We start from the raw sequence: 25,193 nt of genomic DNA, 5'->3' as shown, positions 1-25,193 counted from the left end.
AGAAGGTATTGATAAAATGATCTATATTAAAGATTTAATGAGTGGATTAGAAATTTTTAAGGCACTAAGCTCAGAAATCAGAATTCTCATTTTAGAGCTCCTTGCCACCAATCAAGCCTTGAACCTGAATGAAATTGCCAAGAAACTGAACCTCAGCAACGGCGCCATCACCATGCATATTAAAAAGTTAGAAGAAAGCGGTCTCATTGAGATAAACACATCAGTGGGTAAGCACGGTATTCAAAAGGTCTGCTATTTAAATAAGGACAAGCTTATTGTTGACCTTCGCAGCAAGGATGTTGATAATCTTTACGAAGTAGAAATTCAAGTAGGTCATTACAGCAACTATCAGGCTGTTCCAACTTGTGGACTGGCTACCAAAGACAGCATCATCGGGGATTTCGACGAGCCGCGTTATTTTGCAGATCCGCAGCGAATTGAATCCGAAATTATTTGGATGGCTGAAGGGTTCCTCGAATATAGAATTCCGAACTACCTTAAAGCCAACCAAACGTTCCGCGAAATTCAGTTCTCGATGGAGATCGGCTCTGAAGCTCCTGGGTCTAACGATAACTATCCGTCCGACCTTTATTTCTATTTAAATGGAATTGAAATCGGATTCTGGACTAGCCCTGGCGATTTCGGAGATACCCGGGGAACATTTAACCCCGATTGGTGGCCTCCGCACCTAAACCAATACGGTATGCTGAAGCTGATCCGTATCAATAATGAAGGCAGCTTTATTGATGGCTGTCGGATTTCTGACGTGACCCTTGATGATATCCAATTGGATTACAAAAGTGAACTCACTTTCCGTATCGCAGTAACCGACAAACCTACAAACAAACGCGGACTCACGATTTACGGAAAACATTTCGGCAATTATAGCCAGGACCTACTGGCACGTGTGTTGTATGATGTACATGAAGTTGGAGAGGGCCTCCCTCGTAACGCTGTTATAATAGCAGAGTAACAACCCCGCTTAAATAAAAAGACCCTAGATTCAGCTAACGCTGAATTAGGGTCTTTTTGTGCTTCGTATATTTTTTCGATATTGAACCATAATAACTTTGTCTCCCAAACCACCGAGAAGGAGTGTTTCGAATGCGTGAAGGTCTAATTCCCGCTGTTCTTGGAACCGTCGTAACCGCTTCTAGCGCCGCTTTTCTTGGAAGCAAGTATAAGATGGCAGCAACAGGCGTACTTGGATTTGGTCTGGCTCATGTCGTATTGGGTGCCATTGATCTGTTTGAGCATCGGTAAGGATTGGAAGATGCCGGGTGGTATGAACACTGCCCGGTTTATTTTGTATTTCTTATGTTGGCGCAATTACAAGCTGCTCCAACAGATGATGTCATAAAAAACAGCGCTTCTCCTGATATCGGAGAAGCGCTGTTTATGTTTGGGACGCTAGCTGGTTGCTCCAACCTTGTCTCCATCATCTCACGTGGCTTACGTATCTCACGTGGCTTACGTATCTCACGTATCTCACGTAGCTTACGGACCCAGATGACGTTATTTGAATATTTTTAGCTCTTGGAGCATGTTTTCGGACTCCATGAAGCTAGAATAAAAAGTGGACACTAGTTAACAGACTGGCGATAATGAGTCCACGGAGGTGTGTTCACATGGGAGAACATCGACAACGGTATAACGAAGAATTTAAAAAACAGACAGTGCAGTTCATTCAAGAGCAAACAAAGACAGTGGGCGACTTGGCGGAAGAGCTCAACATCCCAAAAAGTACCCTGCATCAATGGATGAGCCAGTATCGAGAACTAAAGAATGAACCGGCAGCTAGCGTGGATCGAGTACGGGAACTCGAGGCACAGTTGAAGGAGATGCGTCGGCAACTTCAAGAAAAAGATAACAAGATTGCCGATGTGGAAGAGGAATTAGCGATCGTAAAAAAAGCAGTGCACATCTTCAGCAAACCAAGGAACTGAGATTCCAGTTTATTGAAAAACATCGCTCCGAGTTTCTCTTGGAGAAGATGTGCATGACCCTACATGTGTCACGGAGCGGGTACTACAAGTGGCGGACAGAAAAAACCAGTACGCATATGCTTCGTAAGGCTGCGATAATGAAGCGAATTCAGTATCATTTTGCAGACCATCAAAAGCGGTATGGGAGTCCGAAGATCACCCGCCTGTTACATCAAGAAGGTTATACCGTTACCGAACGCACGGTGAGTGTGTACATGCGACATATGAAGCTTCGCTCCATTGTCTCCAAAACGTATCGCGTACAGACCACCGACTCCAATCATGACCATCCGATTGCCCCGAATACGCTGAACCAGCAATTTAAAATACTCAAACCCAATTCAGTATGGGTTACCGACATTACTTACATTCCTTGCCGGGGAGGGCGCTTGTACCTGGCAAGTGTGATGGACCTTTGCACGCGCGAAATCGTGGGGTGGCGTTTGGAGAACCATATGGAAACTAGCTTGATTTTGGGCGCTTTACAAGATGCTTACGAAGCTAAACAACCGGAAAAGGGTCTATTACATCACTCCGATAGAGGTTCTCAATATACTTCTCATGAATACACGAAGCAGTTGAAAGCGTATGGCATGGAGTCCAGCATGAGCCGCAGAGGTAACTGTTATGATAACGCCTGTATCGAGTCGTGGCACAGCATTTTGAAAAAGGAGCTCATTTATTGTAATCCGCGATTCAAAACTAAGGAGCAAGCCTACCAGACACTTTTTCAATATATTGAGTTTTACTATAACCGCAAGCGAATGCATGGCGCGCTGGGGTATCTTTCTCCAGTTCGTTTTGCTGAGCAATTGACTAGAATGTCTGTTGCGTGACTGTCCACTTTCTTGACAGAGGTCCACCAGTGACGCTATCCATTGGAAAATGACCAATATTGGACGTTTTTCAAGCCAATAGCTGCAATGGAGTCCGATAGCACCCAAAATATTGGAAAATGCTGCGTATAAGGTCCGCTGGGTCCAATAGCTACTACTAATACGTATATCTGATGGTACTTGTGCATGCATGCGTGATGGGTAGTGAAAACCCACACGCTTCCGTAAAGGGTAATGCATGAGCATTCGATAGCGGGAATCCACACGCTTCCGCAAAGCGGTAATGCATGAGCATTCGATTGCGGGAACCCACACGCTTCCGCAAAGCGGCAATGCATGAGCATTCAATTGCGGGAACCTACTTGTTTCCGGCAGCGTCAACTTATGTGCTTCCAACAGCAGCATTCCACTCGCTTCCCCCAGCAATAAGCTAAAGTCAAAAAAAGGGGCTGTCCCAGCAGCTATTTTCATAGCTTATGGGACAGCCCCTCTTAGCATTTTGAATAATTATTTTATAGCTACATAAAATAATCGTTCAGCATCATCTTCTGCCTCTACCCACTCGAAATCGGCGTAGATCTTCACATCACTAAACCCAGCCTTAAGCAGCTCTTCCTTCATCCAGTTAGGATCGTAGGCGCGCTGAATATGGGTCTCTTCGAATCGGCGATAGCGATCGCTATGTCCGTCTTCACGGGCAAAAATGGACAGATGATGTTCAATTTCGCGGCGTGGAACATCCATCTCACAAGTCCAAATATAAGAAACAGATGGCTCGTCCAGAATAAAGGGCTGTTCTTCTTCATAACGAATTAGTGTGTTTGGATGATGCACATCGAACAGGAAGGTTCCGCCTTGCTTTAACCCTGCATAGGTACTGGCAAAAACAGCGCTGATGTCATCCTCTTCCAACACATAATTCAGACAATCACAAAAGGAAATTACAGAATCCACCAGCTCCGGAAGCTCCCATTCCTTCATGTTTTGTCTAATCCAACGAACACTGCCTTCGCGCAAAAAACGCCGTCCCTGGGGATGCTCCTCCATTTTGCGCTGTGCCACTGAGAGCATATCAGAAGATAAATCGATTCCGGTCATATGATATCCTGAACCCGCCAAAGGAATTGTAATACTTCCTGTTCCGCAGCCAAGCTCGGCTACAGTTAACGGTTTGCCGTATTTACTCCATGCGGCTTCAGCAAAGGATATCCAATCTGGATACGGCATATCTGCCATAAGCTCATCGTATACATAAGCAAATTTCCCATAGGAAGACACAATTACACCGCTTTCTATAACAACATTTTATAAATTCCGTCTATTGAATCGTAGCTTAATCCGTCGTTTCTTCTTGCCCTTCGGTTGTTCCTTCTTCATTATCCTTAGCAACAAGATACGTCCAGTTCTCTTTTTGAGTAATATGGCCTTCCTTCATCAGCTTCCCAAGTGCACGCTTGAAGGCGGATTTACTGATTCCGAACCGTTGTTTGATAATATCTGGCGGCGTAGCATCCGAATAAGGCATCGCTCCACCTGGACGAGCATTTAAGAACTCCAAAAGTGCGGCAGAATCTACATCCATCCCCACTTCTTTACGAAGACCCATAGAAAGGTTAACACGTCCATCTTCACGGATATGAGAGACACGTGCTTCAAACTGCTCACCAAGACGCAGCAGACGGCTCCGCTCCGAGGAATGGACCATACCGATAATCCCAAAGCCTAGCACACCCGCATCCACAAGTACAAAAGTACCCATTTGCAGCGGCTTATACACCCGGGCTGTTACAGTCTGTCCCATCCAAGATTCAGGTGCAGGCAGAGCTAGAGGAGCAAGCTCCTGTTCTCCGGCCAGCTTGGCACGCAGACGCCCCTGTTTATCATGCTCCATGATCGCAAACACATAGTCCCCAACCTGCGGACGCAGCTCTGGAAGCTCTGGAAGCTCACGGATAGGCAGCAGCAGCTGACGTCCAAGACCCATCTCCAAAAAGCAGCCCAGACGCGGATGAATATCAGCCACTTCCAATAACGCCATCTCGCCCAGCGTCAGAAATGGTTTTTTCATCGTTGCCGCAAGACGGTCCTCGGTATCAAAGAAAATGAAAACTTCAACTTTATCGCCGGCTTTTACCTTCTCTGTCAGCTCCGTATAATGCAGCATAACATCCTGGTCTCCAGCATTCAGAAAAAATCCGTATGGGGAAACTTCCCGCTCTACATGAAGTGTAACCGTAGTTCCTGCAATCAGGCTCATACAGTCTCCACAACCTTGGCATCGGACCACAGACGCTCGATATTGTAATATTCACGCTCATCGCGGTGGAATATATGAACGATAACATCGCCAAGATCCATCAGCACCCAGCGTGCTGAATCCATGCCTTCAATCCCTTTGATCACTCCGCCTGCTTCATGAACCACTTTACGGACTTCGGTAGCGATCGCCTGTACCTGAATATCCGAGTTACCGTGACATACGATAAAGTAATCACTGATTGGTGAAACATTACGTAGATCTAGTGCCACGACGTTCATTGCTTTTTTATCTTCAACAGCCTTAAGGGCCAGTTCTAACAGCTTGCTTGGTTGTACACTCATATTTTATCCTCCAATATTCTAACTAAATCATTACGCGCCAGTACCGTTAAGGGGAAAATCACCCGGCGTTTCTCCAGTAACAAACTAATCGTAGAATCGAACCCAGCGACTAATCCTTCTTCCAAACTTACTTGTGCCTTCTCGCGTATCTTATCAACCCCGGGAAAATCACGCCCAGGCTCGATGTAGTCAGCTAGGCAGACGATCTTTTCAAGTAAACTCATGTCTTCACGGCCTGAGGTATGGAAACGAATCGCATTGATAATATCAGGATCCGTAATCCCATAGTCTTTCTCAGCTACAAAGGCGCCTACTTCCGAATGCCACATCTGCTTGTCATACACCAGAAGATCCAAATTTAATTGATTTTGTTCAATGATCTCCTTCATACGCTCAACCGGCCAATACTTGGCCACATCATGCAGAATTGCTGCTTTCTCTGCACGCTCAGGGTCAGCACCATATTGCTTCGCCAGTTGAATAGATGTCTCCATCACGCCGAGTGTATGCTTCCAGCGCTTATCAGGCATCTGTGCGGAGACCGCTTCAATCAGCGCTTCGCGGCTGTATGCCATACAATCCACTCCTTTGAACATAATCGAACACTGCCTCTGGAACCATATAACGAATAGATTTACCTGCTGCCGCCCGTTCTCTTAACATCGTTGACGAAATATCAACCAGTGGCATATCTGCAAGCAATACCTTTTTTGCTATAAAGTCTGGCAATGCATCCAGATCAAGAGGTGTTCCCGGACGACCCACACCAATAAATGTAAGACGTTGCACCAGTTCTTCAATCTCGTTCCATTTCGGCAAATACTGGACCATATCCGCTCCAATGATGAAATAAAGATCGAAATGCGGATACTCCTCTTGCAGACGTCTTATGGTCTCATAGGTATAGGAGACGCCACCTCTGACCACTTCCCAATCTAATGTGCAAAAAGCTTCGTGATTCTTCACCGCTTCCTGCACCATGGCTAGTCGGTCTTCTCCAGATACACCCGCCTCATGTTTATGAGGAGGGATATGTGAAGGCATAAACCATACCTCTTGCAGCCCATAAGTATCTCTTGCGGCTTCCGCTGCCATCATATGACCGATATGAAGAGGATCAAAGGTACCTCCCATAATTCCAACTTTCAAGAGGACGACCTCCTCGGTAAGGTATACTTACAGCTATTAACGCGGCAGCTCAATGGTTTTGTTATCACGTGATTCTTTGTATAGAACGACAGTCTTACCGATCACTTGCACAAGCTCAGAACCCGATTGTTCAGCCAGAGCAGCACCGATTTCCTTGGGATTCTCAATATTATTGCTCAGTATACTAATCTTCATAAGCTCGCGCTTCTCAATAGCTTCTTCAATATGGCGTACGAGGTGATCGTTTACTCCACCTTTGCCCACTTGAAAAATAGGATCGAGATGATGCGCCAATGAACGAAGATACCGTGTTTGTTTACCAGTTAACATAAATGAATAACTCCTTAATTAACATATATTATTACCTATTATTACCCTAACTTGATGAATCCATTTCTTACTCATTTCCACCCAAACAATCGAGAATAGTCTGCCGCATGATTTCCGTAGGTGCAGGCTTCCCTGTCCAATACTCCAGAGCATAAGCTCCCTGATAGACAAACATACCAAGGCCTCCATGAATCGTACAGCCCCGTTCGAGTCCTTCCAACAATAGCCGCGTGCGCAGCGGATTATAAATCAGATCGCTTACGACCATTCCTTCACGAAGCAGTCCAGGATCTATCGGTGTCTCATCCATATGAGGATACATACCTACGGAGGTAGTATTGATCAGCACGTCTACACCACTTAGCATTTCTGCTACTTCGTTCATGCTAATCCCGATGATATTCCCTTTGCTACGGCATTGTGTCGCCAAATCCTCTGCCTTATCAACACTGCGATTAGCGATAATGATTGAAGAAGGCTTCTCCTGAAGTAGTGCGGCAACAATTCCTCTTGCTGCTCCACCGGCCCCGATAACCATAATCTTCACACCAGACAAATCAGAAATAGCTTCCGCTTTGAGCGAACGCACATAACCGATCCCATCCGTATTATATCCGGTGAGCACTCCGTTATCATTAACAATCGTATTGACTGCACCAACGGCTACTGCACTCTCATCTAATACATCCAAATATTGCATCACCGCAACCTTATGCGGAATCGTCACATTCACTCCACGGAAACCAAGCGTACGGATCGCTTGCACCGCATCGCCCAGCTTCTCCGGGCGGATGTGAAGCGGTACATAAGCACCCGGAATTCCCAGCGCTTGCAGCGCTGCTTCATGCATAATTGGAGATTTGGATTGTATAATAGGATCTCCCATTACACCGAGTAGAATATTACCGCTATTGTAGCCTTCGACTGCAGTTGTAGACAATAGATTATCCTCCCTCGTTAAATCATCGAAGGGCGGGTAAGCACCTTCACACCACGCGGAACATGAATGGCCACAACTGCACCTTCAGTTCCATTAACCTTAATCCAGCCCAGACCCGAAATATACAGATCGGCTCTGCTGCCCCGGTTAATCCGGAACTCATGCCGCTGCCAAGGTGGCAGCTTGTCCATCCGGTCACTTCCCGGTGGAGACAGCATTTCACCGCGATGATCCTGATAGAGGGAATCTGCGCGTTCCAGCTTCGTGCGATGGATTTTTAAAGTACCACTAATAAAGCAAGTGAAGGATTGATGCGGGCCTTGTACGAAATCAAAACGTCCCAATCCACCGAAGAAAAGAGTCTGTCCTTCGTTCAACTGATAAACTGTCGGCTTCAAAGGATTGGCAGGCATAACTGCATCCAGATCCTGACGCTCAACTAATTCACTATAACGCCAAGGATACACAATCCCTGGAGTATCTATAATGTAGTGGCCGTCATCCAGTGGAATTTTGACCGTATCGAGTGTTGTGCCAGGGTAACGTGAAGTCGTTAACTCCTGCTCTAAATCGCTATAGTCCGAAATCAGACGATTAATAAGTGTGGATTTGCCCACATTGGTAGCACCTACTACATATACGTCGCGTTGACCGCGCAACTCCGTTACGGCTTCCAGCAAACGGTCAAAACCTTGATTGCGTTTCGCACTGCAAAGTACGATTTCAGCCGTCCGCAAGCCTTCCTCTTTACAGCGCTGCTGCATCCAGTTACGCAACTTGTTCCAGTTTGTAACCTTCGGCAGCAAGTCACATTTATTCACTGCAAGAATAACAGGGTTATTGCCAACAAACCGCTGCAGGCCGGAAATCAGACTGCCTTCGAAATCGAAGATATCGACAATATGAATAACAAGCGCATTCTTCTCTCCTACTCCACTCAGCAGGCGAAGAAATTCATCCTGATTCACCGAAACAGATGAAGCCTCATTATAATTTTTAATCCGGAAACAGCGTTGGCAAATCACCGGGTCCCGTTCAAGTGCAACCTCCGGAAGGTATCCTGGTTGATCCTTATGCTCCGTCTGAAGCTTGATGCCGCAACCGCTGCACTTCTCAGGACGCTGTGTTTCGCTTTGTTCGTTCATTACTATTTATCCTCCTCGTGCCACAATCCTTTTTTGCGAAGCCGTGTCAGAGCAACCCGCTCTACCCGGCGATTAAACCTTGTGCCGAACCCCTCGTCCTTGACGGAGATTGGCAGTACCAAAACAGTATACAGGCCAAGGCGATTGCCGCCGTATACATCAGTAAGCATTTGGTCTCCCACCACAATCGTTTGTTCAGGGGGCAGCTCCATCTGCTTCATCGCTTTGAGAAAAGGAGCATTACTCGGTTTACGAGCCTGGTGCACAAATTCAATATTAAGCGGTGTTGCAAAGCGGGACACCCGTTCCATGTTATTGTTAGATACGATGATGAGCTTAAAGCCCAGTTCCTTCACCTTTTCGAACCATAACAACAGCTCCGGAGTAGCCACAGGCGCTTTGGCACCGACCAGTGTGTTATCCAGATCCGTGATGATTCCGCGATATCCCTGTCTATACAGCTCGTCCAGAGCAATATCGAATACCGTATTCACCCGGAGTTTGGGAACTAACATTTCAAACAATACGTTCACCTCGATTTCATACAAAAAACTATAACATACTCCTAGCGCATCGCAAATAAATCTGTAGCTATACTTTCACGCAAAGTGTTATTTCTTGGATCTCATTTTTCTCCGCACCCACAAAGCTTCAGTATACACGCTCTGCCAGTCTTTGTCTTCAATAACCTCAGGGCTATATTTCGCCTTTTCGAACATTGTTAGTAGCGAGTGTAGATGATCAGCCACTGCCGGCCGTTCTCCACTCCAGCGATCTACGGCTTCACGTAAAGTTTCGTGTTCTTCTTTTAGCATTCCCTTGCGATGCAAATACCTTACCCAACGCTCAGTTTCCGCCACTACTTTCTGATCTGGCGTTAAAGGCCGGCCATTGCGCAGCTGCTGCATGAAGAAGCGAAGCTTAAAGCGTCTATGCCAAACTATAAAAATCGCCCAGGACAGCAACACCACTACAGCTGCCACAACAACCCATAGACCTACATGAAACCCTTGATCTTCTTGTGCGTTATTCACAGGCGCTGGTGTAGGTTCTGCCTGCTCTTTTTGATCTTCTGGTTCGACTTCAGGGGTTTGCTCACTCTGAGTTAAAAGCGGAATATTAAATCCAGGTGTAGCTTCAACTGGAATCCAACCATAATCACCAAAATAAACCTCAGCCCAAGAGTGGGAATCCGCATTGGTAATTGTATAGTTATTATTCACTGTGCCTGATTGCTGTTGTGCCGGATTCATTGGGATTTCCGGCTGTTCCCCAGGTGCGTACCCCTTAACCCACCGTGCAGGGATGTTCAGAGAGCGCGCCATAGTAACCAGTGCCGTAGAATAATAATCACAGTAACCTTCCTTTAACTCAAACAAAAACCCTTCTACAAAATCGTTGCTTGTGACACGTGATATATCTGGATTATTGGTATATGGAAAGGTTTGTTGTAAGTATTGTTGCAAAAGCGCTGTTTTTTCATACGGCGTTTTTCCTTCAGCCGTGATTTCCTCAGCCAGCTCCCGGACTCTTTTAGGAAAATCGTTAGGCAGTTGAAGAAACATTTTCTCCAAATCGTTCCCTTTATATAGCTCCTCATACGTCTTTGTTGTCAATTCTTGAACAGGAATTACAGGAACCTCAGACGTCACCTCAAAAGTAGACGGATAAGCGAGTTTCTTCCCATCCACATCCCAGATCAGCTCGCTGTCTCGGCTTCTCCAGGAGAGTCCATCTCCAGCTTTTTCCCCATTTAAAGAATCCACCGAAGATACTGAATAAGTGCCAAATAGTACGGGAAATTCATTATTATTAAGCACGGTTACTGTTTGTTTCAGTGTTCGTGTATTTACTTTAGAACCCACACTGCTCTCTAAAGCTTCACCTACATCCACCGCTTCTAGAGGTCCCCGATTTAACCGGTCTCTATCGACCCAACCTCTTCCGGAATATAATCTGCGCGTTTCTCCCCGCATATAAATACGCAAATCAGAAACCACTGTCATCACCGGTGTATAATCGAAGGTAAAGCCGCCACCTAGTTGATCATCATTCAGACTGTAGCCTGACGATGTATTGTTAGTAGGGGAGACAGAACCCATCTCAGATTTCGTGGTCCCAACTGTGCCCTTCCCAGAAGACTTCCCAATCCCATTCCATTCTTGCCAAGCGGTATAAGGATCGGTTAGGGTAGGCCTTACCCCAGGCATATTCACTCCAATTAGGATGACCAAAGAGAAGACGATGGCAATATTAATGACTATTTTCGTGGGATATTTCAGCAGATGCACCCAACCACGCGGATATTGAAGCTGGAAGCTTCTCAGATGCTGGCTGACCAGCCAGCCCATCCCCGCAAATACCGTCCAGGCTACTTCCTGCCACAAAACAATAGATGTAAAGGAATCCAAGGCAGCCAAGGCCACTATGTTCATTCCTATAAACCATAAAATACGTCTTTTTGAGGATGCCCACCAAGACGACAACAGCAGCAGGGCTGAGGCTCCGAGAGCAAACCAGATATAGGGCACCATATGAACTGCAATATCCTGCAGTCTGTCCGGGAGGGTTGTTGCCCAAGGATCAGCAACGTATATACCATAATTGATAAGTATCCGATAAACGATATAAATAATAGCTGCCGCTTCAATAAAGAGCCTTATCTGAACTTTTACAGGAATTATGATTTCAATAACAGTGATCGTTATTAATGCAGCCCACACAACAGCAGTTGTCTGTCTTAACCAGATAGGTTCCGTATAAGAGACCCACTGGTGGGCTATAATCAAAAGCCACAATAGACCTAAAGAACGGTGCCAGGAGAATTTCATCTGATTCCACCAGTTTCTCATATCAGACTTCCCCTCCTAATACTATGGGAAGCTCTTGCAGTGAGCTAATGCTGTAGCCTGTAATCCCCCGTGATCTTAGAACGTCTGTCCAATCTGTGCTGCTATTCGTTTCTGATAAATTCCCTATATGAATGTGCGACGGAGTCATCCCTCTGCTGTCAGCCCAACGTAGTGCATCCAGTACAGGCTGACCACGTTGAGGACTAATTAGCACGAAGTATGAGCCTTTAGGGAACATACGGTAACCTTTTTCCAAACGGGATATGAGTGGACCGTGCCCTTCGGCGTTAAGATCGATCAAATATTGAATCATTTTCTGACGCTCAGCAGCACCTTCAACAGGTGCAAATACCTTCGTGGTCTTATCCAAACAGCAAAGACCGATCCCAATTCGCTCTCGAATGCCGAATCCAAGTAGTGAGGCTGCGACGGAGACTGCGAGTTCAAATTGGTTCGAATTCATATAAGCAGAAGCAGAGCCGTCCAGAACTAGAATGGTCTTGGGAATCGACTCATGCTCGAACTCTTTGGACTTCCACGAGCCTGTCTTTGCCGTTGCATTCCAATGAATGCGTGTTAGGCGGTCGCCATATACGTAGTCGCGTACACCGTTAATTTGGGTAGTCTCACGTCGTGATTGAACAACAGAGGTCTGTGGCCCAGAAAGACGGGATTTTCTTTCATATAACTGCCAGCGCGGAACATAGATTGCACGAGGCAACACCTGAAACTGGCCTTCAGCCAGAAAAGTACCTTTATGCTCAACAAGGCCAAAAATATCTTGGCTGATGATATCCGTATCTGAAAATGTATAAGTGCCCCGTTCGAGAACTGGTGTCTGAAACCGCAGTTCCCCAAGTCCTCTGAGGCTGGGAATCAGGCTTTCCTCAAATACCCAGGATTCGCCATTATGCCGTTTCAGAACTTCCCTAACAACTACATAAGGTAAAGGCAAAATCCCCGGGATTGTGACCTTCAGACCTACACGAAGATACCCACCGGCAGAGAGCAAATCTCCCTTATCCTGTTCGGCATAAAAACTGCGAACACCCTTAGCCCGCCGAACGCCTCCCAAACCTCCAGCAATCAGATATGCAATAAGTACAGAGACCATAATAAACAACATAAATGCAGTTTTACCGCCCTGAAATAGTACATATAAGAGCGTAATACTCCAAATTACAAGGATGCTGGCGAACTTAGTAGGCTGAATGCGAGCTGCCATCGTAGACAAATAACGTCTCATATTATTGCCTCATCGTAACAGGCACTTGAATGCTCTGCAGAAGCTTTTGAAGCAGTGAATCTACGCTAACATTATCTAGGCGCGACTCTGGACGCAGCAATATACGATGACCCAAGGCAAATGGAGTAAGCACCTTTACGTCATCTGGAAGCACATAATCTCTTCCCTGTAAGAAAGCATAAGCTTTACAAGCCAGCATAAACGATAACGAAGCTCGTGGACTTGCACCGAGCAATACAAGCGGATGCTCTCTTGTCTGGCGCACAATATCTAACAAGTAATTCAGTACAGGATCACTCATATAAATCTCACGAATCTCCTCCTGAATACTAGCGATCTGCTCCATACTAGTGACAGCCGTAAGCCTGTCCACTGGTTGACCTTCTTGATGGCTCAACAATAGATTTTTTTCGGTTGCTGCATCAGGATAACCAAGACTAATTCTTAGCATAAACCGATCCAACTGAGCTTCCGGCAACGTGTAGGTTCCCTCAAAATCTATCGGATTCTGGGTGGCGCACAACATAAATGGATGCGGCAGCGGATAGGTCTCCCCATCTACGGTTACATTTCGTTCCTCCATCACTTCCAGAAGGGCGGATTGTGTCTTTGTGGTGGCTCGGTTAATTTCATCGGCCAGCAGGATATTCGTCATCACTGGACCTGGGCGGAAATGAAACATCTCGTCTCTCGGATGATACACAGATACACCGGTAATATCACTCGGAAGAATATCCGGATTACATTGTATCCGGCGATACTCTCCGGACATTGATCTGGAAAGTGCGCGAATAAGCTGGGTCTTTCCTGTTCCCGGTACATCCTCGATCAGAACATGACCACCGGCAAGCAGCGCTGTTAGCAGCAATTGTATTTCAAATGATTTTCCAAGTATGCAGGATTCTAGATTATTACGGACAGCATTCATGATGTGCATTGATTCTTGACGAACGGGCATATATGATCCTCCTAGGTCAGAATAAGCAGTAATATTTATATTTTACATGATTAGGGGACCCAAAGTACATTGTTGAAGCTTACGAAGTGTAAACAAACCAAAAACCCGCAGGACAAAATGTCCCGCAGGTTCTAATCTAAATCGCTAAAATCCCATTATCCTTTAGGCCGAACAACCAATGCAGCCAGAAAAGAGAACACAATCGCTGACGAAATCCCTGCGCTCGTGATATCAAAAATCCCTGTAACTACACCGATCCAGCCATCCCTCTCCAGCTCTGTCAATGCTCCATGGACCAAAGAGTTACCGAAGCTTGTGATTGGAATGGTTGCACCCGCACCCGCAAATTTCACAAGTGGATCATAGATGCCAAAAGCATCAGCAATCGCTCCAGCTACAACTAATGTACTCATCGTATGTGCAGGTGTCAGCTTCAATACATCAAACATCAGCTGGCCTATAACGCAAATGGCTCCTCCGATCAGAAAAGCCCATAAGTAAATCATCATTAAACTCCACCTCCACTTTCTATAGCAACAGCATGAGCCACACACGGAATGCTCTCTCCCTGCTGGTATGACAATGGGGATAATAAGGCTCCAGTTGCCACAATCAGCACCCGTTTTAGTTCACCTTTTTTAATACGCTTGAGTATATGACCATAAGTCACTACCGCGGAACACCCGCAACCACTTCCTCCGGCGATCACATACTTCTGTTTCTCCAAATTGTAGATAAGCAAACCACAATCATCAAAGGTTGTTTGCTCCATTGGAATTCCTTCTTTAGCTAATAAGGTTTTCGCAATGGGCAAGCCTACAGATGCAAGATCACCTGTAACAATTAAGTCATAATGCCCGGGGGATAGTCCGGTATCCCGAAAATGCGCAGTGATCGTATCCGCCGCCGCCGGTGCCATCGCTGTTCCCATATTAAAAGGATCTGTCAAACCGAGATCCATTATTCGTCCAAGGGTAGCCGAGACCACTACCGGATTGTTGCCAGTCCCATCATTCTGACCTACTACAGCACAGCCCGAGCCTGTGACCGTATATTGCGCCGTTGGCGGCTTCTGTGAACCGTATTCGGTAGGATAACGAAATTGCTTCTCCACCGTACAGTTATGGCTGGATGTTCCCGCGAGCACGTATTTGCTGCCTCCGGAATCAACGATCATAGAGGCAATTGCAAGGCTCTCCATGGAAGTGGAGCAAGCACCGAAAACTCCAAGATAAGGCACACCTAATTTTCTTGCCGCGAAGGAGCTGCTGATAATCTGGTTCATCAAATCTCCGCCAACAAAAAACTCCAGCTTCTCCTTATCCAGGTTTGCATTAATCAGTGCCAATAGGGAGGCTTTTTCGAAAAGAGCCCGCTCAGCCTTTTCCCATGTTTTTTCACCCATTTCCAAGGAATCAAATATAAAATCAAAATCTGACGTTAATGGACCCTCTCCCTCTTCAGGACCCACTACAGCGGAAGAGCCTAAAATAACGGGACGGCTCGTGAACTCCCAAGTCTGACTGCCAAGCTGTTTCATGTATGTGCACCTCCGCCAACGCCTAAAAAGAGATAGACGATACCAATTATGAAAGCAGCAACGGCACCAAATACGATGACTGAACCCGCCAGCTTGAACATATTGCCGCCCACACCGAGCACAAGTCCTTCCGCACGATGTTCAAGAGCTGCTGAGCACATACTGTTCGCAAAACCAGTAACCGGAACCGCAGTTCCTGCACCGGCCCATTGCGCCAGTTTGTCATACACGCCAAAGCTGGTCAGGATTACAGAAAGTAGAATCATCGTCGCTACAGTTGGACTTGCGGCTTCTTTGGAGGTCATATCGAATATTGCCATATAAGCCTCCTGAATCCCTTGTCCAATTACACAGATTAGGCCGCCAGCAAGAAATGCTCGCACACAGTTTTTGAATACGGGCCTAGCGGGTACAAAGGGCTTGGACAATTTCTCGTAATCTTGCGGGGTCAGGGTATCAAGCTTCAGCTTGATACCCGATTTTTTCGTTTTCGCCGGCATTGAGGGCACCTCCTGAAAGTTAGGCGAAGGGGGCTGACAAGCATCATAGTAGTACTCACTTTGAGCCCCTCAAGTTGTTTCTTCGCTTAGAAGTTTTCCTTATTGTTTGCCATACCCCGCTTCGTTATGTCCCTCCAATTCAGGAAAAATACAGTAACACAACTATCAGCAGCAAGAACAGCACAAGAATAAGCACTGCTTCCTTTTCCAGAGAGTTGTGGCGCCAGTAACGTCTGCGCGCTCCGCTAACCTTTAGGTTTCTTTTGGAGTATCCTCCCTGCACCCTTCTTTTGGGTACACTACCTGCTACCCTCATTTCCTTCGCATCCTTTCTAAAGCTCCTGCCACCAGAGCCCCTATTGCATTGTATTCGCGGAGCGTTCACCGGGTGTTCATTTGTCTCTTTAGCATGGACAAGTGAGCTCACAATGTTCATACTAAGTGGCAGGAAGAAATAACGTTGTCGTCCATTTTGGATGGCAACCGTTTCTCGTAGAACTATAAGGATGATGTATAACGCAAAGCTTATACGTCCTTATATTTTAATAAAGGAGTGATTTCAAATGAATCAAGAAACATTGGATCTATTCAAAACACTTACCGAATTCCCTGCAGCCCCGGGCTTTGAGCGCGAACTCCGCGCTTACGTCAAGGATGCTATGACACCTTATACCGAAGAGTTCGTGCAGGATCGTCTCGGAAGTCTGTTCGGCGTATTGCGCGGTGAGGAAAACGGGCCAAAAATTATGGTCGCTGGACATTTTGACGAAGTGGGCTTTATGGTCACCGGAATTACTAACACCGGGATGATTCGTTTTCAACCGCTAGGCGGATGGCTTGCTTCTGCTGTTGCTTCCCAGCGTCTCCAAATCATTACACCAAAAGGCACATTGACCGGTGTTGTTGGCAGCACGCCTATCCACCTACTAAGCGCAGAAGAACGCGGCAAGACGGGCGAAATTAGCAAAATGTATATTGATATCGGTGCAGACAGCCGTGAAGAGGCGGAAAGCTTTGGCGTCAGACCAGGTCAACAAGTACTGCCGATCTGTCCGTTCACCCCGCTTGCCAACCCTAAAAAAATCATGGCTAAAGCGTGGGATAACCGTTACGGTGTAGGTCTCGCCATTGAGCTGGTTAAGTCATTACACGGCAAAAAGCTGCCTAATACTGTTTATGCTGGTGCTACTGTACAAGAGGAAGTCGGACTTCGTGGAGCACGTACAGCCGCTAATCTTCTGTCCCCAGACATTTTCTTCGGCTTGGATGCGAGCGCTGCTGCCGATATGACCGGGGATAGCCAAGCCTTTGGCCATTTGGGTAAAGGCGCTCTCCTGCGCATTTATGATCCTACGATGGTTACACATCGCGGCTTAATCGAATATGTACAAGACACAGCGGATACTCACAAGATCAAATACCAGTATTTTGTCTCCCAAGGTGGAACAGATGCAGGTCAGGTTCATGTAAGTGGCATCGGCGTTCCTTCCGCAGTCATCGGAATATGCTCCCGCTACATTCATACTGCTTCATCAGTTATTCATAGCGATGACTACGAAGCTGCTAAAGAGCTGTTAGTTAAACTGGTAGAAGGCCTCGACCGCACTACACTGCAAACGATTATTGAGAACAGCTAAGTTCTTATTTTTAAAAGAGCAGCGATCCTTTTTGAAGGATTGCTGCTCTTTTTTGGGTCGGGGCTTACGGACCTGTGTCACTTGCGCCCCAGTGGTGTTTACAAACCCCAATATTACTTCTAAAAAACAATTGTGCTCATGAACCCCGTTGCCCGCTGATCCCGCCATTGGTACTACGACGAATCCATGATGCTTACGAACCCACGTTGTTTATTATTTACGCTCCCAAGGTTACTTGCTTACGGCGACACGTTGTTTATTATTTACGCCCCCAAGTTGCTTACTTACGGCGACACGTTGTTTATTGTTTACGCTCCCAACGTTGCTTGCTTACGGCGACGAAACATTGTTTATTGTTTACGCTCTCAAGTTGCTTGCTTACGGCGACACGTTGTTTATTATTTACGCCCCCCATATTGCTTCGGACTCAGATGACGCTATTTGCTAATTTAGAGCCTTTTGAGTAAAGTTGCGGACCTCAGAGACACTATTCCAGAGAAATGGGCTCATAATCGGTGTCATTTATGCTAATAGCGACTATGGTGTCCGATATTCCTCCAAAAGTGGCATAATTCTGCGTTTAAGATCATCTGTGTCCTATAGAGACTCCCCCTATCTCTTTTCATATAAAAAAAGCCCGCCTCAACGGCGAGCTCTTTGACAATTCTCAGACAGCTATATCAACTCATATCCAGCGGCACTTTCCACGAAGGTATCGGGAAAGCCTCATCCAGCTTCCATCTTTCTTCTTCACTCAGCGTAATTAAACCTGCAGCAGCATTCTCAATTACATGCTCACGTGAAGAAGCTTTTGGAATCGTAATGATGTCCTCCTCGCGGATCGTCCAAGCTAACATAATTTGTAGTGGGTTTGCGTTATGAACACGGGCAATTTCCTGAACCGCCTCACTTTCGATAACCCCTTTGCGGAGCGCGCCTGCTTGTGCAAGCGGAGAGTACGCCATTACGGGCATGCGGTGACTTTTCTGCCATGGCAGCAATTCAGCTTCGATGCCCCTCGACCCTAAATGATACAGCACCTGATTCATAGCACAGTGAGTCCCCCCAGCTATACTAAGCAGCTCTTTCATATCGTCAACATCGAGGTTCGATACACCCCATCTTGCTATTTTACCTTGAGAGACCAGTTTCTCCATGCCTTCCACAGTCACTTCAAGCGGAATATCTCCCCGCCAGTGCAGTAAATAGAGATCCAGATGATCCGTATTCAGTCGTTGCAAGCTTTCTTCACAGCTGCGAATAAGATTCTCGTTGCCGGCATTATGTGGGTATACTTTGGATACCAGAAAAACGTCATCCCGAATTCCTTTAATAGCGTCACCTACTAAAAGCTCTGAGTTTCCTTCCCCATACATCTCCGCCGTATCTATCAAATCCATGCCTAATTCCACGCCTAATCTAAGAGCAGCAATTTCTTCCTCTCTACGGGAAGCATCATCACCCATATTCCAAGTTCCCTGTCCTATTCTAGGCACAGAGGTACCGTCTGGAAGCAGCATGCGGTTAGCTCGGTTCACTTTCACAATTTCAGCCAAATGCTCGATTGAATCCTTAGTCATTGTAAAAATCTCCTTACCGATAAATTGTATACTTACTTTATACGACCTTTATGACCCTTTCGAAACATCTGAATCGTGTCTAATTTATAACTTATCTTTCCTTTAGGAGAGAAAAAGTAACAAATTGATTGCTAACTACGCTATCAACTTCAGCCCCACTGCGGCTCCCAGTATCATAAAAATACAGATAACCCGCCGCCAGTCTTTGGCCTCCCCATATAAAAGCATCCCCAAAATTGCTCCACCGGATGCACCGATCCCCGTCCATACCGCATAAGCTGTGCCCATAGGCAAACTTTTCATTGCAAATGATAGAAAAAGAAAACTTCCTCCAAAACCAAGGAAGAGCAGCAAAAACGACTGCAGATTCCGGTATTTATTCAACCTGTTGATCATAGCCACTCCGAACATTTCAAACAATCCTGCAACAACCAAAAATGCCCATGCCATTTAAGACTCCCCCTTTATTTCAGTTTCTTTGATATCTTTGGTTTCGTTAGTTACCATTTTCAGACCTATAACTCCTGCCAGCAAAATAACCACCAGTACCAGCTTCATTAGCTTGAAGGGTTCACCGAATAAAACCATGTCCGCAATGACTGTTCCTGCCGTCCCCAGCCCAACAAATACAGAATATACGGTACCCACCGGTAATTTACTGCTTGCTGAAATAATGACATAGAAACTTATGATTATGGCTACAACTGTGATCAGCCACTCCCACACGCTTGAAGCATGCTTTAAACCTATGACCCACATGACTTCGAAAATCGCAGCGCCAACTACCTTCAGCCACTCTGAATTCTTTTTCATTTCAAGCCCTCCTTCAATTCTCCATAACTTATGATTGCCCACGGACAAACAAATAAGCCCGGAAGGTCATCGCCAAATGGCGATACCTCCCGGGCTTTTATCCCTCCGTGTAGACACAAACTTAATGTTCGTGCGTTTTCCCTCGGACCAGACCAGCTGTGCACCCGCTGCGGAACCCTAGAAAACAAATAAATGATTAAGTTACATCGTATGGTAGCAAATCGGGCGTATAAAAGCAACCTTTTCTATTCCGAGCGTAATTAAATCATAGTATAAAATTCCATAAAATTATAAAATAGATATAAATTTCATTCGATTATCTAGGAAAAGAGGTTAATTCATGTTTCTTTCCAGACATTTTAACTGCGTCCCTCTAGTGGAAGGCATTTATTGCCTTGAAGCGAAGGAGCAAGGCGGAGCCATGAGTAATGCCGGTTTGATAGATATGGGTGATTACACATTAATCTTTGATACATTCAACACTCCACAAGCTGGCAAAGATCTTAGGGATGCCGCTCTGTATTATTTTAATAAACCTATCAGATACATCGTCAACAGCCATTGGCATGGAGACCACGTTAGAGGGAACCAATTCTTCTCGGATGAAGTAATCATATCCTCCAGTAGAACTAGAGAGCTCATGATAAAAACTCAACCAGACTGGCTTGCCCGAATGAAGAAACTGCTTCCTAATCTTGAAGAAGATCTTACGAAGCTTAATACATCTCTCGAGCTCAAACTGAACGATTCCAAACAACGAGAGCTCCTTTCGCAAATAGGTTATTTACAAGAAATCAAAGAGTCTATACTAACGCTTGAAGTAACCCTTCCCCAACTAACTTATGACCGCAAAATGACTATACATGGCTCGGCAAGGACCGTTGAACTCCTATCGGTGGGTACTGCCCATACGGAATGCGATTCTATTCTATTTTCTCCATCCGATTCTTTAGCTTTTGTTGGAGATATTGTCGCAGTTGATAATCATCCATTAGTAGTAGACGGTAATCCCTTATCCTGGTTGGAGGCACTTACTTATGTCGAGCGCTTAGATGTGAACATAATTGTTCCCGGTCATGGGCCCGTTACTCAAAAACATTATCTACAGCAAATAAAACGGTATATAAATGATATAATCCATATTAGCGAATCATTGATACGCGAAGACATGAATGTGGATGTGAACCATATAGAAATTCCCGAACCTTATCTGGGCTGGAATTATGGGAGTATTTTTTACAGAAATCTTGAGTTTTTGGCGAAAGCAGCTAGTAACTAATTTTTGGAGTTGAAAGGAGCGGTTCGTTATGGTTTTTGGGATACTATTTGTAGGTGTTGCTGTATTTATTATTATACAAGCCGTAATACGTAATGGCTCGAGCTCAAACAAAAGTACCTTTGATAGAAATAGGCAACATGATGCCGCCAACATGTCTTTTATGGCTGCCAGTCATCCGGATCTGCTGGATCCAAACCACTCTAACCACTCTAATCATTCTAACCACCACCATAATCACCACGGAGATCACTCGCATCACCATTCTGGACCTGACAGCGGGGGGCATAGCTGGGGTGGAGACGGCGGACATAGTGGCGGTGGAGACTTCGGTGGGGGTGGAGATGCTGGCGGGGGCGGTTGTGATTAATTGAAAAGAAACGAAAAGGACATCCCTGATCCTTCAGGAATGCCCTTTTTTTTAATGCTCATTTATGATACTGAGAATTTTAGCTTGAGTTTGGCTTAATAACTTTTCGGCACCGTGCGGATGGAATGGTTCGCTCCAAGCGAAGCCATCTCCTTCGTATCTAGGGATAAGATGCATATGATAGTGAGTCAGGTCGTTAAACTTCCCGCCATTTTGGCAAATGCTGATGCCAGCAGGTTCAAACAAAACCTTCAGGACAACTGATAGCTTCTTTGAAGCGTCCATAATCGCATAAGATGTTTCTGAATCGATATCTTCGAGATCCCAATAATGCTTTTTAGGGAGAATTAGGAGATGTCCTTCGTTAAATGGAGCAATGTCGAGCACACAAGTTACAAATTCATTCTCGTATACTACGTTTACGTTAGCCTCAATCCCGTTAGCGATTCGACAACCCAAACAATCCATACAGGCACCACCACTCCATCCGAAGAAATTAAGCGCGTTCTAGCTTATCTTATTGATTAAATTGAAAACGGCTAAGCAGTACCTCACCATTAAAGATGAGATAAACATCGGTAGTTTCAGATTCCACGGACACTTCACCAGTAAGTGTGTTCCACTGCTGCAACACGCCACCCGACGGTACAGTCACAGATCCAACCAGCTTCCCTGCTGGGCTGCCCGTTCTGATCTCAAGGGTGCCACCTTTTGCAGAGGATACCAAGGCTTCAAAAGCTCCTGCCCCTTGCTCGAACAATACATCTTTAAAAGCGATCCAAGCGCCATCTTTTACCGGATGTATGGAAGCACCGCCTGCTTTGCACTCGTCCAGATATACGCCTTCGTAGTCATCGTAATTCTCTGCTTTGGTATTGATATACAGATTACGCGACGGAATAACGTCCCCTTGAACTGATAGGTGAGCGGATAATTGGATATCAGCAGATGAACGGCCGATCAGAACCATGTACTCTCCATTTTCCACGCAATATTGCTCACGGGTAACATCCCAGAATGCCAGCTCGGCAACCGGTACCGTAAACTCTATGGTTTGCGATTGACCTGCGGTTAGGTTTACTTTTTCAAAACCCTTCAACTGTTTAATCGGACGTTTGACCCGGGAATTCAGAGCTTGCACATATAGCTGCACCACTTCGTCCCCATCAACAACGCCTGTATTCTCTACTTGAACAGAAATTTTCAGCGTCTCATTCGCTTGCAGCTCCTTAGCGCTTAGGCTTAGGTTGCTGTAGGAAATTTGAGCATAACTTAAGCCGTGTCCAAACGCATACAGTGGCTCTCCGTCAAAGTACATATATGTTCTTTTGCCTTTGATAATATCATAATCCATCAGCTCAGGCAGCTGTTCTACAGAACGGAACCAAGTCATGTTCAGCTTGCCGGAAGGACTGTAATCGCCGAAAAGAACTTCTGCCACCGCATTGCCCAGCTCTTGTCCACTGTGGGAGGTATACAATACAGCCGGGATGTTCTCGTCAATCCAAGTGGAAGTTATCGGGTAACTGCCGACAATGACTACAACTGTATTCGGGTTCGCTGCATAGACAGCCTTGACCAGTCGCTCTTGCTCCTCTGGAAGCACAATATCCGGTCTGTCGATTTCTTCTTTTCCGTTAAGGAGTGGATGGTTGCCCACAAAAACCACAGCGATTTCAGCCGCCTTGGCAGCTTCTACTGCAGCCTCTATGCCGTTAGTTACGATGTTCTTTTTGAAAAGACGTGCTTGCGCATTGGCATCCTGATCTGCCACCTGCAGCGTTCCATTTTCCGGATTCACCGAGATCATTTTATCATTCCAGGTCCGCAAAGATACCGTATCTTCGCCTTCCGGAACGATGTTAATCGATTCTTTTACAAACCAGCCGTAAATTTCATCAGCAGATGCTGTGAGAGTCTCTGCTTCGCTTAAAGTTACATACTGACCGCGACTTGTCGCCTTCAGAGTATTGCTAGTCCAGCCCCAAGCTGTATGATGGAACAATTCTCCGTGCTCTGCTATGTCATGTTGTACAGCCAGTCTTCCGTCCTCCCCTGTGATTCCAATGGCTTGGCCGTTTGCGGCTGAAGTAAGAATGATCTGATCTGCGCCACTCTCAAAAGTAACGTGCTTACCAGGCAGCTTTTTGCTAACCCCCTGCAGCGGAGTCACTCCATAAGGTAAAGTGCCAGAATACCAGTCTCTAAAGGCTTCATCACCAAGCGGACCAATAATCGCCAATTTGCTCAGACTGCTTTTGTTCAATGGCAATGTGCCTTGGTCATTCTTCAACAATACTATAGATTGTTTCGCAGCTTCCAAGGAGAGTGCGGTATGTTTTTTGCTAAGTATAACGGAATCGTCGATTGCTGCGTATGGGTTCCCTTCAGCCGGATCGAACTCTCCCAGACGGAAACGAACTCTGAAAGTGTTGGCAAGCGCACGATCCAAATCTTCCTCTGCTAAGAGGCCTTGGTCTAGTGCTTCGTGAAGAACCTTGATTGTCTCTGCGGTTTCTTCTGTTACGCTGTCAATTCCATTTTTGATAGATTCAGCCATCGATTGTGCAAAAGATTCATAATACTTGTGATCCTTCACAATCCCAAAAAGATCGCCGGCATCGCTTACGATAAAGCCATCCATTTCCCATTCGCCTTTGACCACATCCATTACTGCCGGATGAAGAATAACAGGCACGCCATTCACCGAGTTATAAGCGGTCATCATGGACTGTGCGCCACCTTCTTGAAAAGCAGGCTTAAACGCTTCCAGATAATACTCCCGCATATTTCTCGGATCGATGCTCGCGGAGCAGTTCCCGCGTTCAATCTCATTATTGTTGCCGAGGAAATGCTTCAGCGTTGCTACCGCCTTCAAATAGACCGGGTGATCACCTTGGATTCCCTGCACAAGTGATGTGCTGAGGCGTCCGGTCAACTCTGGATCTTCGCCGTAAGCTTCCTCGGTTCTTCCCCAACGCGGGTCACGTTCCATATCCACCGTTGGCGCCCATAATGTCAGACCGTTCACCGTTGGATTCTTTTTGTAAAAGGCTCTAGCTTCATCTCCGATGGCCGAACCAATCTCCTTCAGCAGCTCTGGATTCCAAGTACAAGCCAGTCCGCTCGGCTGAGGAAAAGAAGTCGCTTTTCCAAGCCAAGAAATCCCGTGCGCCGCTTCCGTACCATGCTTGTAGGCCCCAACACCCAAACGCTCTATGGCAGCTTGATACTGAGGCATCAGGCTTACTTTTTCATCAAGTGTTAATCTGGAGATCAGATCCTGCACTCGCTCATTTAAAGGTAAATCAATCTGTTGAAATGGATATCTAGCTATATCTGTTCCCATCAAAATCGCTCCTTCGTCTCTTGTTGATAGCGGTTTCATTCATTCTCGAGGACAATCCTTCGAAAAAACACCCATACGTCCTATCC

Annotated in this window: 28 protein-coding genes and 1 riboswitch; of the genes, 8 read left to right on the top strand and 20 right to left on the bottom strand. The window is 46.0% G+C overall.

The features are described from left to right. Window positions 1–16 precede the first annotated feature (16 nt). The 5 genes from MHB56_RS21940 to MHB56_RS21920 all read left to right on the top strand — a co-directional run bounded on the left by MHB56_RS21940 (window position 17) and on the right by MHB56_RS21920 (window position 2,821). On the top strand, window positions 17–973 hold the full coding sequence (locus MHB56_RS21940; RefSeq protein WP_036675692.1) for an ArsR/SmtB family transcription factor: 957 nt from the start codon (window positions 17–19) through the stop codon (window positions 971–973). A 131-nt stretch (window positions 974–1,104) separates the two neighbouring features. Further along, the gene (locus tag MHB56_RS21935; RefSeq protein ID WP_036675694.1) at window positions 1,105–1,263 is read left to right on the top strand and encodes a hypothetical protein; all 159 of its coding nucleotides are present in this window, start codon (window positions 1,105–1,107) and stop codon (window positions 1,261–1,263) included. 3 nt (window positions 1,264–1,266) lie between these two features. Then, on the top strand, window positions 1,267–1,533 hold the full coding sequence (locus MHB56_RS21930; protein ID WP_341144005.1) for a hypothetical protein: 267 nt from the start codon (window positions 1,267–1,269) through the stop codon (window positions 1,531–1,533). A gap of 95 nt (window positions 1,534–1,628) precedes the next feature. Next, window positions 1,629–1,946: a transposase gene (locus MHB56_RS21925; protein ID WP_076305695.1), complete on the top strand. Its 318-nt coding sequence runs from the start codon at window positions 1,629–1,631 to the stop codon at window positions 1,944–1,946. Continuing rightward, the gene (locus tag MHB56_RS21920) at window positions 1,895–2,821 is read left to right on the top strand and encodes an IS3 family transposase (protein ID WP_340394351.1); all 927 of its coding nucleotides are present in this window, start codon (window positions 1,895–1,897) and stop codon (window positions 2,819–2,821) included. The genes MHB56_RS21925 and MHB56_RS21920 overlap by 52 nt, the downstream gene beginning before the upstream one ends. Window positions 2,822–3,328: 507 nt before the next feature. Here MHB56_RS21920 and MHB56_RS21915 read toward each other — a convergent pair. From MHB56_RS21915 to spoVAC, 15 genes are all read right to left on the bottom strand, one after another. Continuing rightward, window positions 3,329–4,099: a class I SAM-dependent DNA methyltransferase gene (locus MHB56_RS21915; RefSeq protein WP_038569469.1), complete on the bottom strand. Its 771-nt coding sequence runs from the start codon at window positions 4,097–4,099 to the stop codon at window positions 3,329–3,331. A gap of 55 nt (window positions 4,100–4,154) precedes the next feature. Then, window positions 4,155–5,078: a CvfB family protein gene (locus MHB56_RS21910; RefSeq protein WP_036675697.1), complete on the bottom strand. Its 924-nt coding sequence runs from the start codon at window positions 5,076–5,078 to the stop codon at window positions 4,155–4,157. Continuing rightward, window positions 5,075–5,422 (bottom strand): ribosome silencing factor, encoded by a 348-nt coding sequence (rsfS, locus tag MHB56_RS21905; protein WP_036675699.1) that lies wholly within the window; start codon window positions 5,420–5,422, stop codon window positions 5,075–5,077. The genes MHB56_RS21910 and rsfS overlap by 4 nt, the downstream gene beginning before the upstream one ends. Further along, window positions 5,419–5,997 carry a bis(5'-nucleosyl)-tetraphosphatase (symmetrical) YqeK gene (gene yqeK, locus MHB56_RS21900; RefSeq protein WP_339247305.1) on the bottom strand — a complete coding sequence of 193 codons (579 nt, stop codon included), beginning with the start codon at window positions 5,995–5,997 and terminating at the stop codon, window positions 5,419–5,421. The genes rsfS and yqeK overlap by 4 nt, the downstream gene beginning before the upstream one ends. Further along, complete coding sequence (locus MHB56_RS21895; RefSeq protein WP_076138319.1) at window positions 5,969–6,571, bottom strand: nicotinate-nucleotide adenylyltransferase; 603 nt, start codon at window positions 6,569–6,571, stop codon at window positions 5,969–5,971. Before MHB56_RS21895 ends, yqeK begins: the two co-directional genes overlap by 29 nt. A gap of 36 nt (window positions 6,572–6,607) precedes the next feature. After that, a complete protein-coding gene (gene yhbY / locus MHB56_RS21890) occupies window positions 6,608–6,901 on the bottom strand; it encodes a ribosome assembly RNA-binding protein YhbY (protein ID WP_036675703.1) in 294 nt (97 codons plus the stop codon). Between the two features lie 67 nt (window positions 6,902–6,968). After that, entirely contained in the window at window positions 6,969–7,841 is an 873-nt protein-coding gene (aroE, locus tag MHB56_RS21885; RefSeq protein WP_341144004.1) for a shikimate dehydrogenase, read from the bottom strand. A 17-nt stretch (window positions 7,842–7,858) separates the two neighbouring features. Next, a complete protein-coding gene (gene yqeH, locus MHB56_RS21880) occupies window positions 7,859–8,986 on the bottom strand; it encodes a ribosome biogenesis GTPase YqeH (protein ID WP_076125182.1) in 1,128 nt (375 codons plus the stop codon). Between the two features lie 2 nt (window positions 8,987–8,988). Beyond that, entirely contained in the window at window positions 8,989–9,510 is a 522-nt protein-coding gene (locus MHB56_RS21875) for a YqeG family HAD IIIA-type phosphatase (protein WP_036675921.1), read from the bottom strand. Window positions 9,511–9,597: 87 nt separating this feature from the next. Next, on the bottom strand, window positions 9,598–11,838 hold the full coding sequence (locus MHB56_RS21870; protein ID WP_076125184.1) for a transglutaminase domain-containing protein: 2,241 nt from the start codon (window positions 11,836–11,838) through the stop codon (window positions 9,598–9,600). Window position 11,839: 1 nt separating this feature from the next. Continuing rightward, window positions 11,840–13,084 (bottom strand): DUF58 domain-containing protein, encoded by a 1,245-nt coding sequence (locus tag MHB56_RS21865; RefSeq protein WP_076185303.1) that lies wholly within the window; start codon window positions 13,082–13,084, stop codon window positions 11,840–11,842. A 1-nt stretch (window position 13,085) separates the two neighbouring features. After that, complete coding sequence (locus tag MHB56_RS21860) at window positions 13,086–14,042, bottom strand: AAA family ATPase (RefSeq protein ID WP_076125188.1); 957 nt, start codon at window positions 14,040–14,042, stop codon at window positions 13,086–13,088. A gap of 155 nt (window positions 14,043–14,197) precedes the next feature. Then, the gene (gene spoVAE, locus MHB56_RS21855; RefSeq protein WP_036675923.1) at window positions 14,198–14,548 is read right to left on the bottom strand and encodes a stage V sporulation protein AE; all 351 of its coding nucleotides are present in this window, start codon (window positions 14,546–14,548) and stop codon (window positions 14,198–14,200) included. Window positions 14,549–14,550: 2 nt separating this feature from the next. Further along, window positions 14,551–15,582 (bottom strand): stage V sporulation protein AD, encoded by a 1,032-nt coding sequence (spoVAD, locus tag MHB56_RS21850; RefSeq protein WP_076185304.1) that lies wholly within the window; start codon window positions 15,580–15,582, stop codon window positions 14,551–14,553. Next, complete coding sequence (gene spoVAC, locus MHB56_RS21845) at window positions 15,579–16,082, bottom strand: stage V sporulation protein AC (protein WP_341144003.1); 504 nt, start codon at window positions 16,080–16,082, stop codon at window positions 15,579–15,581. The genes spoVAD and spoVAC overlap by 4 nt, the downstream gene beginning before the upstream one ends. Window positions 16,083–16,645: 563 nt before the next feature. Between spoVAC and MHB56_RS21840 the strand changes: the two genes are divergently transcribed. Further along, entirely contained in the window at window positions 16,646–17,719 is a 1,074-nt protein-coding gene (locus MHB56_RS21840; protein WP_076125194.1) for a M42 family metallopeptidase, read from the top strand. A gap of 680 nt (window positions 17,720–18,399) precedes the next feature. Here the strand turns inward: MHB56_RS21840 and MHB56_RS21835 are convergent. The 3 genes from MHB56_RS21835 to MHB56_RS21825 all read right to left on the bottom strand — a co-directional run bounded on the left by MHB56_RS21835 (window position 18,400) and on the right by MHB56_RS21825 (window position 20,112). Further along, window positions 18,400–19,239: an aldo/keto reductase gene (locus MHB56_RS21835; protein WP_445667760.1), complete on the bottom strand. Its 840-nt coding sequence runs from the start codon at window positions 19,237–19,239 to the stop codon at window positions 18,400–18,402. Window positions 19,240–19,434: 195 nt separating this feature from the next. Next, window positions 19,435–19,749: a DMT family transporter gene (locus MHB56_RS21830; protein WP_076125196.1), complete on the bottom strand. Its 315-nt coding sequence runs from the start codon at window positions 19,747–19,749 to the stop codon at window positions 19,435–19,437. Next, window positions 19,750–20,112, bottom strand: a complete 363-nt coding sequence (locus MHB56_RS21825; protein WP_036675723.1) for a DMT family transporter — start codon at window positions 20,110–20,112, stop codon at window positions 19,750–19,752. It abuts the gene before it with no gap. 84 nt (window positions 20,113–20,196) lie between these two features. Further along, window positions 20,197–20,304: riboswitch (guanidine-I (ykkC/yxkD leader) on the bottom strand. A gap of 148 nt (window positions 20,305–20,452) precedes the next feature. Here MHB56_RS21825 and MHB56_RS21820 point away from each other — a divergent pair. Both MHB56_RS21820 and MHB56_RS21815 read left to right on the top strand, forming a co-directional pair. After that, the gene (locus MHB56_RS21820; RefSeq protein WP_076220328.1) at window positions 20,453–21,391 is read left to right on the top strand and encodes an MBL fold metallo-hydrolase; all 939 of its coding nucleotides are present in this window, start codon (window positions 20,453–20,455) and stop codon (window positions 21,389–21,391) included. A gap of 28 nt (window positions 21,392–21,419) precedes the next feature. Then, the gene (locus tag MHB56_RS21815) at window positions 21,420–21,758 is read left to right on the top strand and encodes a hypothetical protein (RefSeq protein WP_076305040.1); all 339 of its coding nucleotides are present in this window, start codon (window positions 21,420–21,422) and stop codon (window positions 21,756–21,758) included. A gap of 51 nt (window positions 21,759–21,809) precedes the next feature. Here MHB56_RS21815 and MHB56_RS21810 read toward each other — a convergent pair whose 3' ends face one another. Together MHB56_RS21810 and MHB56_RS21805 are read right to left on the bottom strand one after the other, a co-directional pair. Further along, window positions 21,810–22,226 carry an HIT family protein gene (locus tag MHB56_RS21810; RefSeq protein WP_340034160.1) on the bottom strand — a complete coding sequence of 139 codons (417 nt, stop codon included), beginning with the start codon at window positions 22,224–22,226 and terminating at the stop codon, window positions 21,810–21,812. 49 nt (window positions 22,227–22,275) lie between these two features. After that, the gene (locus MHB56_RS21805; RefSeq protein WP_341144001.1) at window positions 22,276–25,107 is read right to left on the bottom strand and encodes a glycoside hydrolase family 3 C-terminal domain-containing protein; all 2,832 of its coding nucleotides are present in this window, start codon (window positions 25,105–25,107) and stop codon (window positions 22,276–22,278) included. Between the last annotated feature and the right edge of the window lie 86 nt (window positions 25,108–25,193).

Source organism: Paenibacillus sp. FSL H8-0315 (genome assembly GCF_038005365.1).
GTDB classification, from domain to species: domain Bacteria; phylum Bacillota; class Bacilli; order Paenibacillales; family Paenibacillaceae; genus Paenibacillus_AQ; species Paenibacillus_AQ odorifer.
This window is presented reverse-complemented; position numbering and strand designations above follow the sequence as displayed.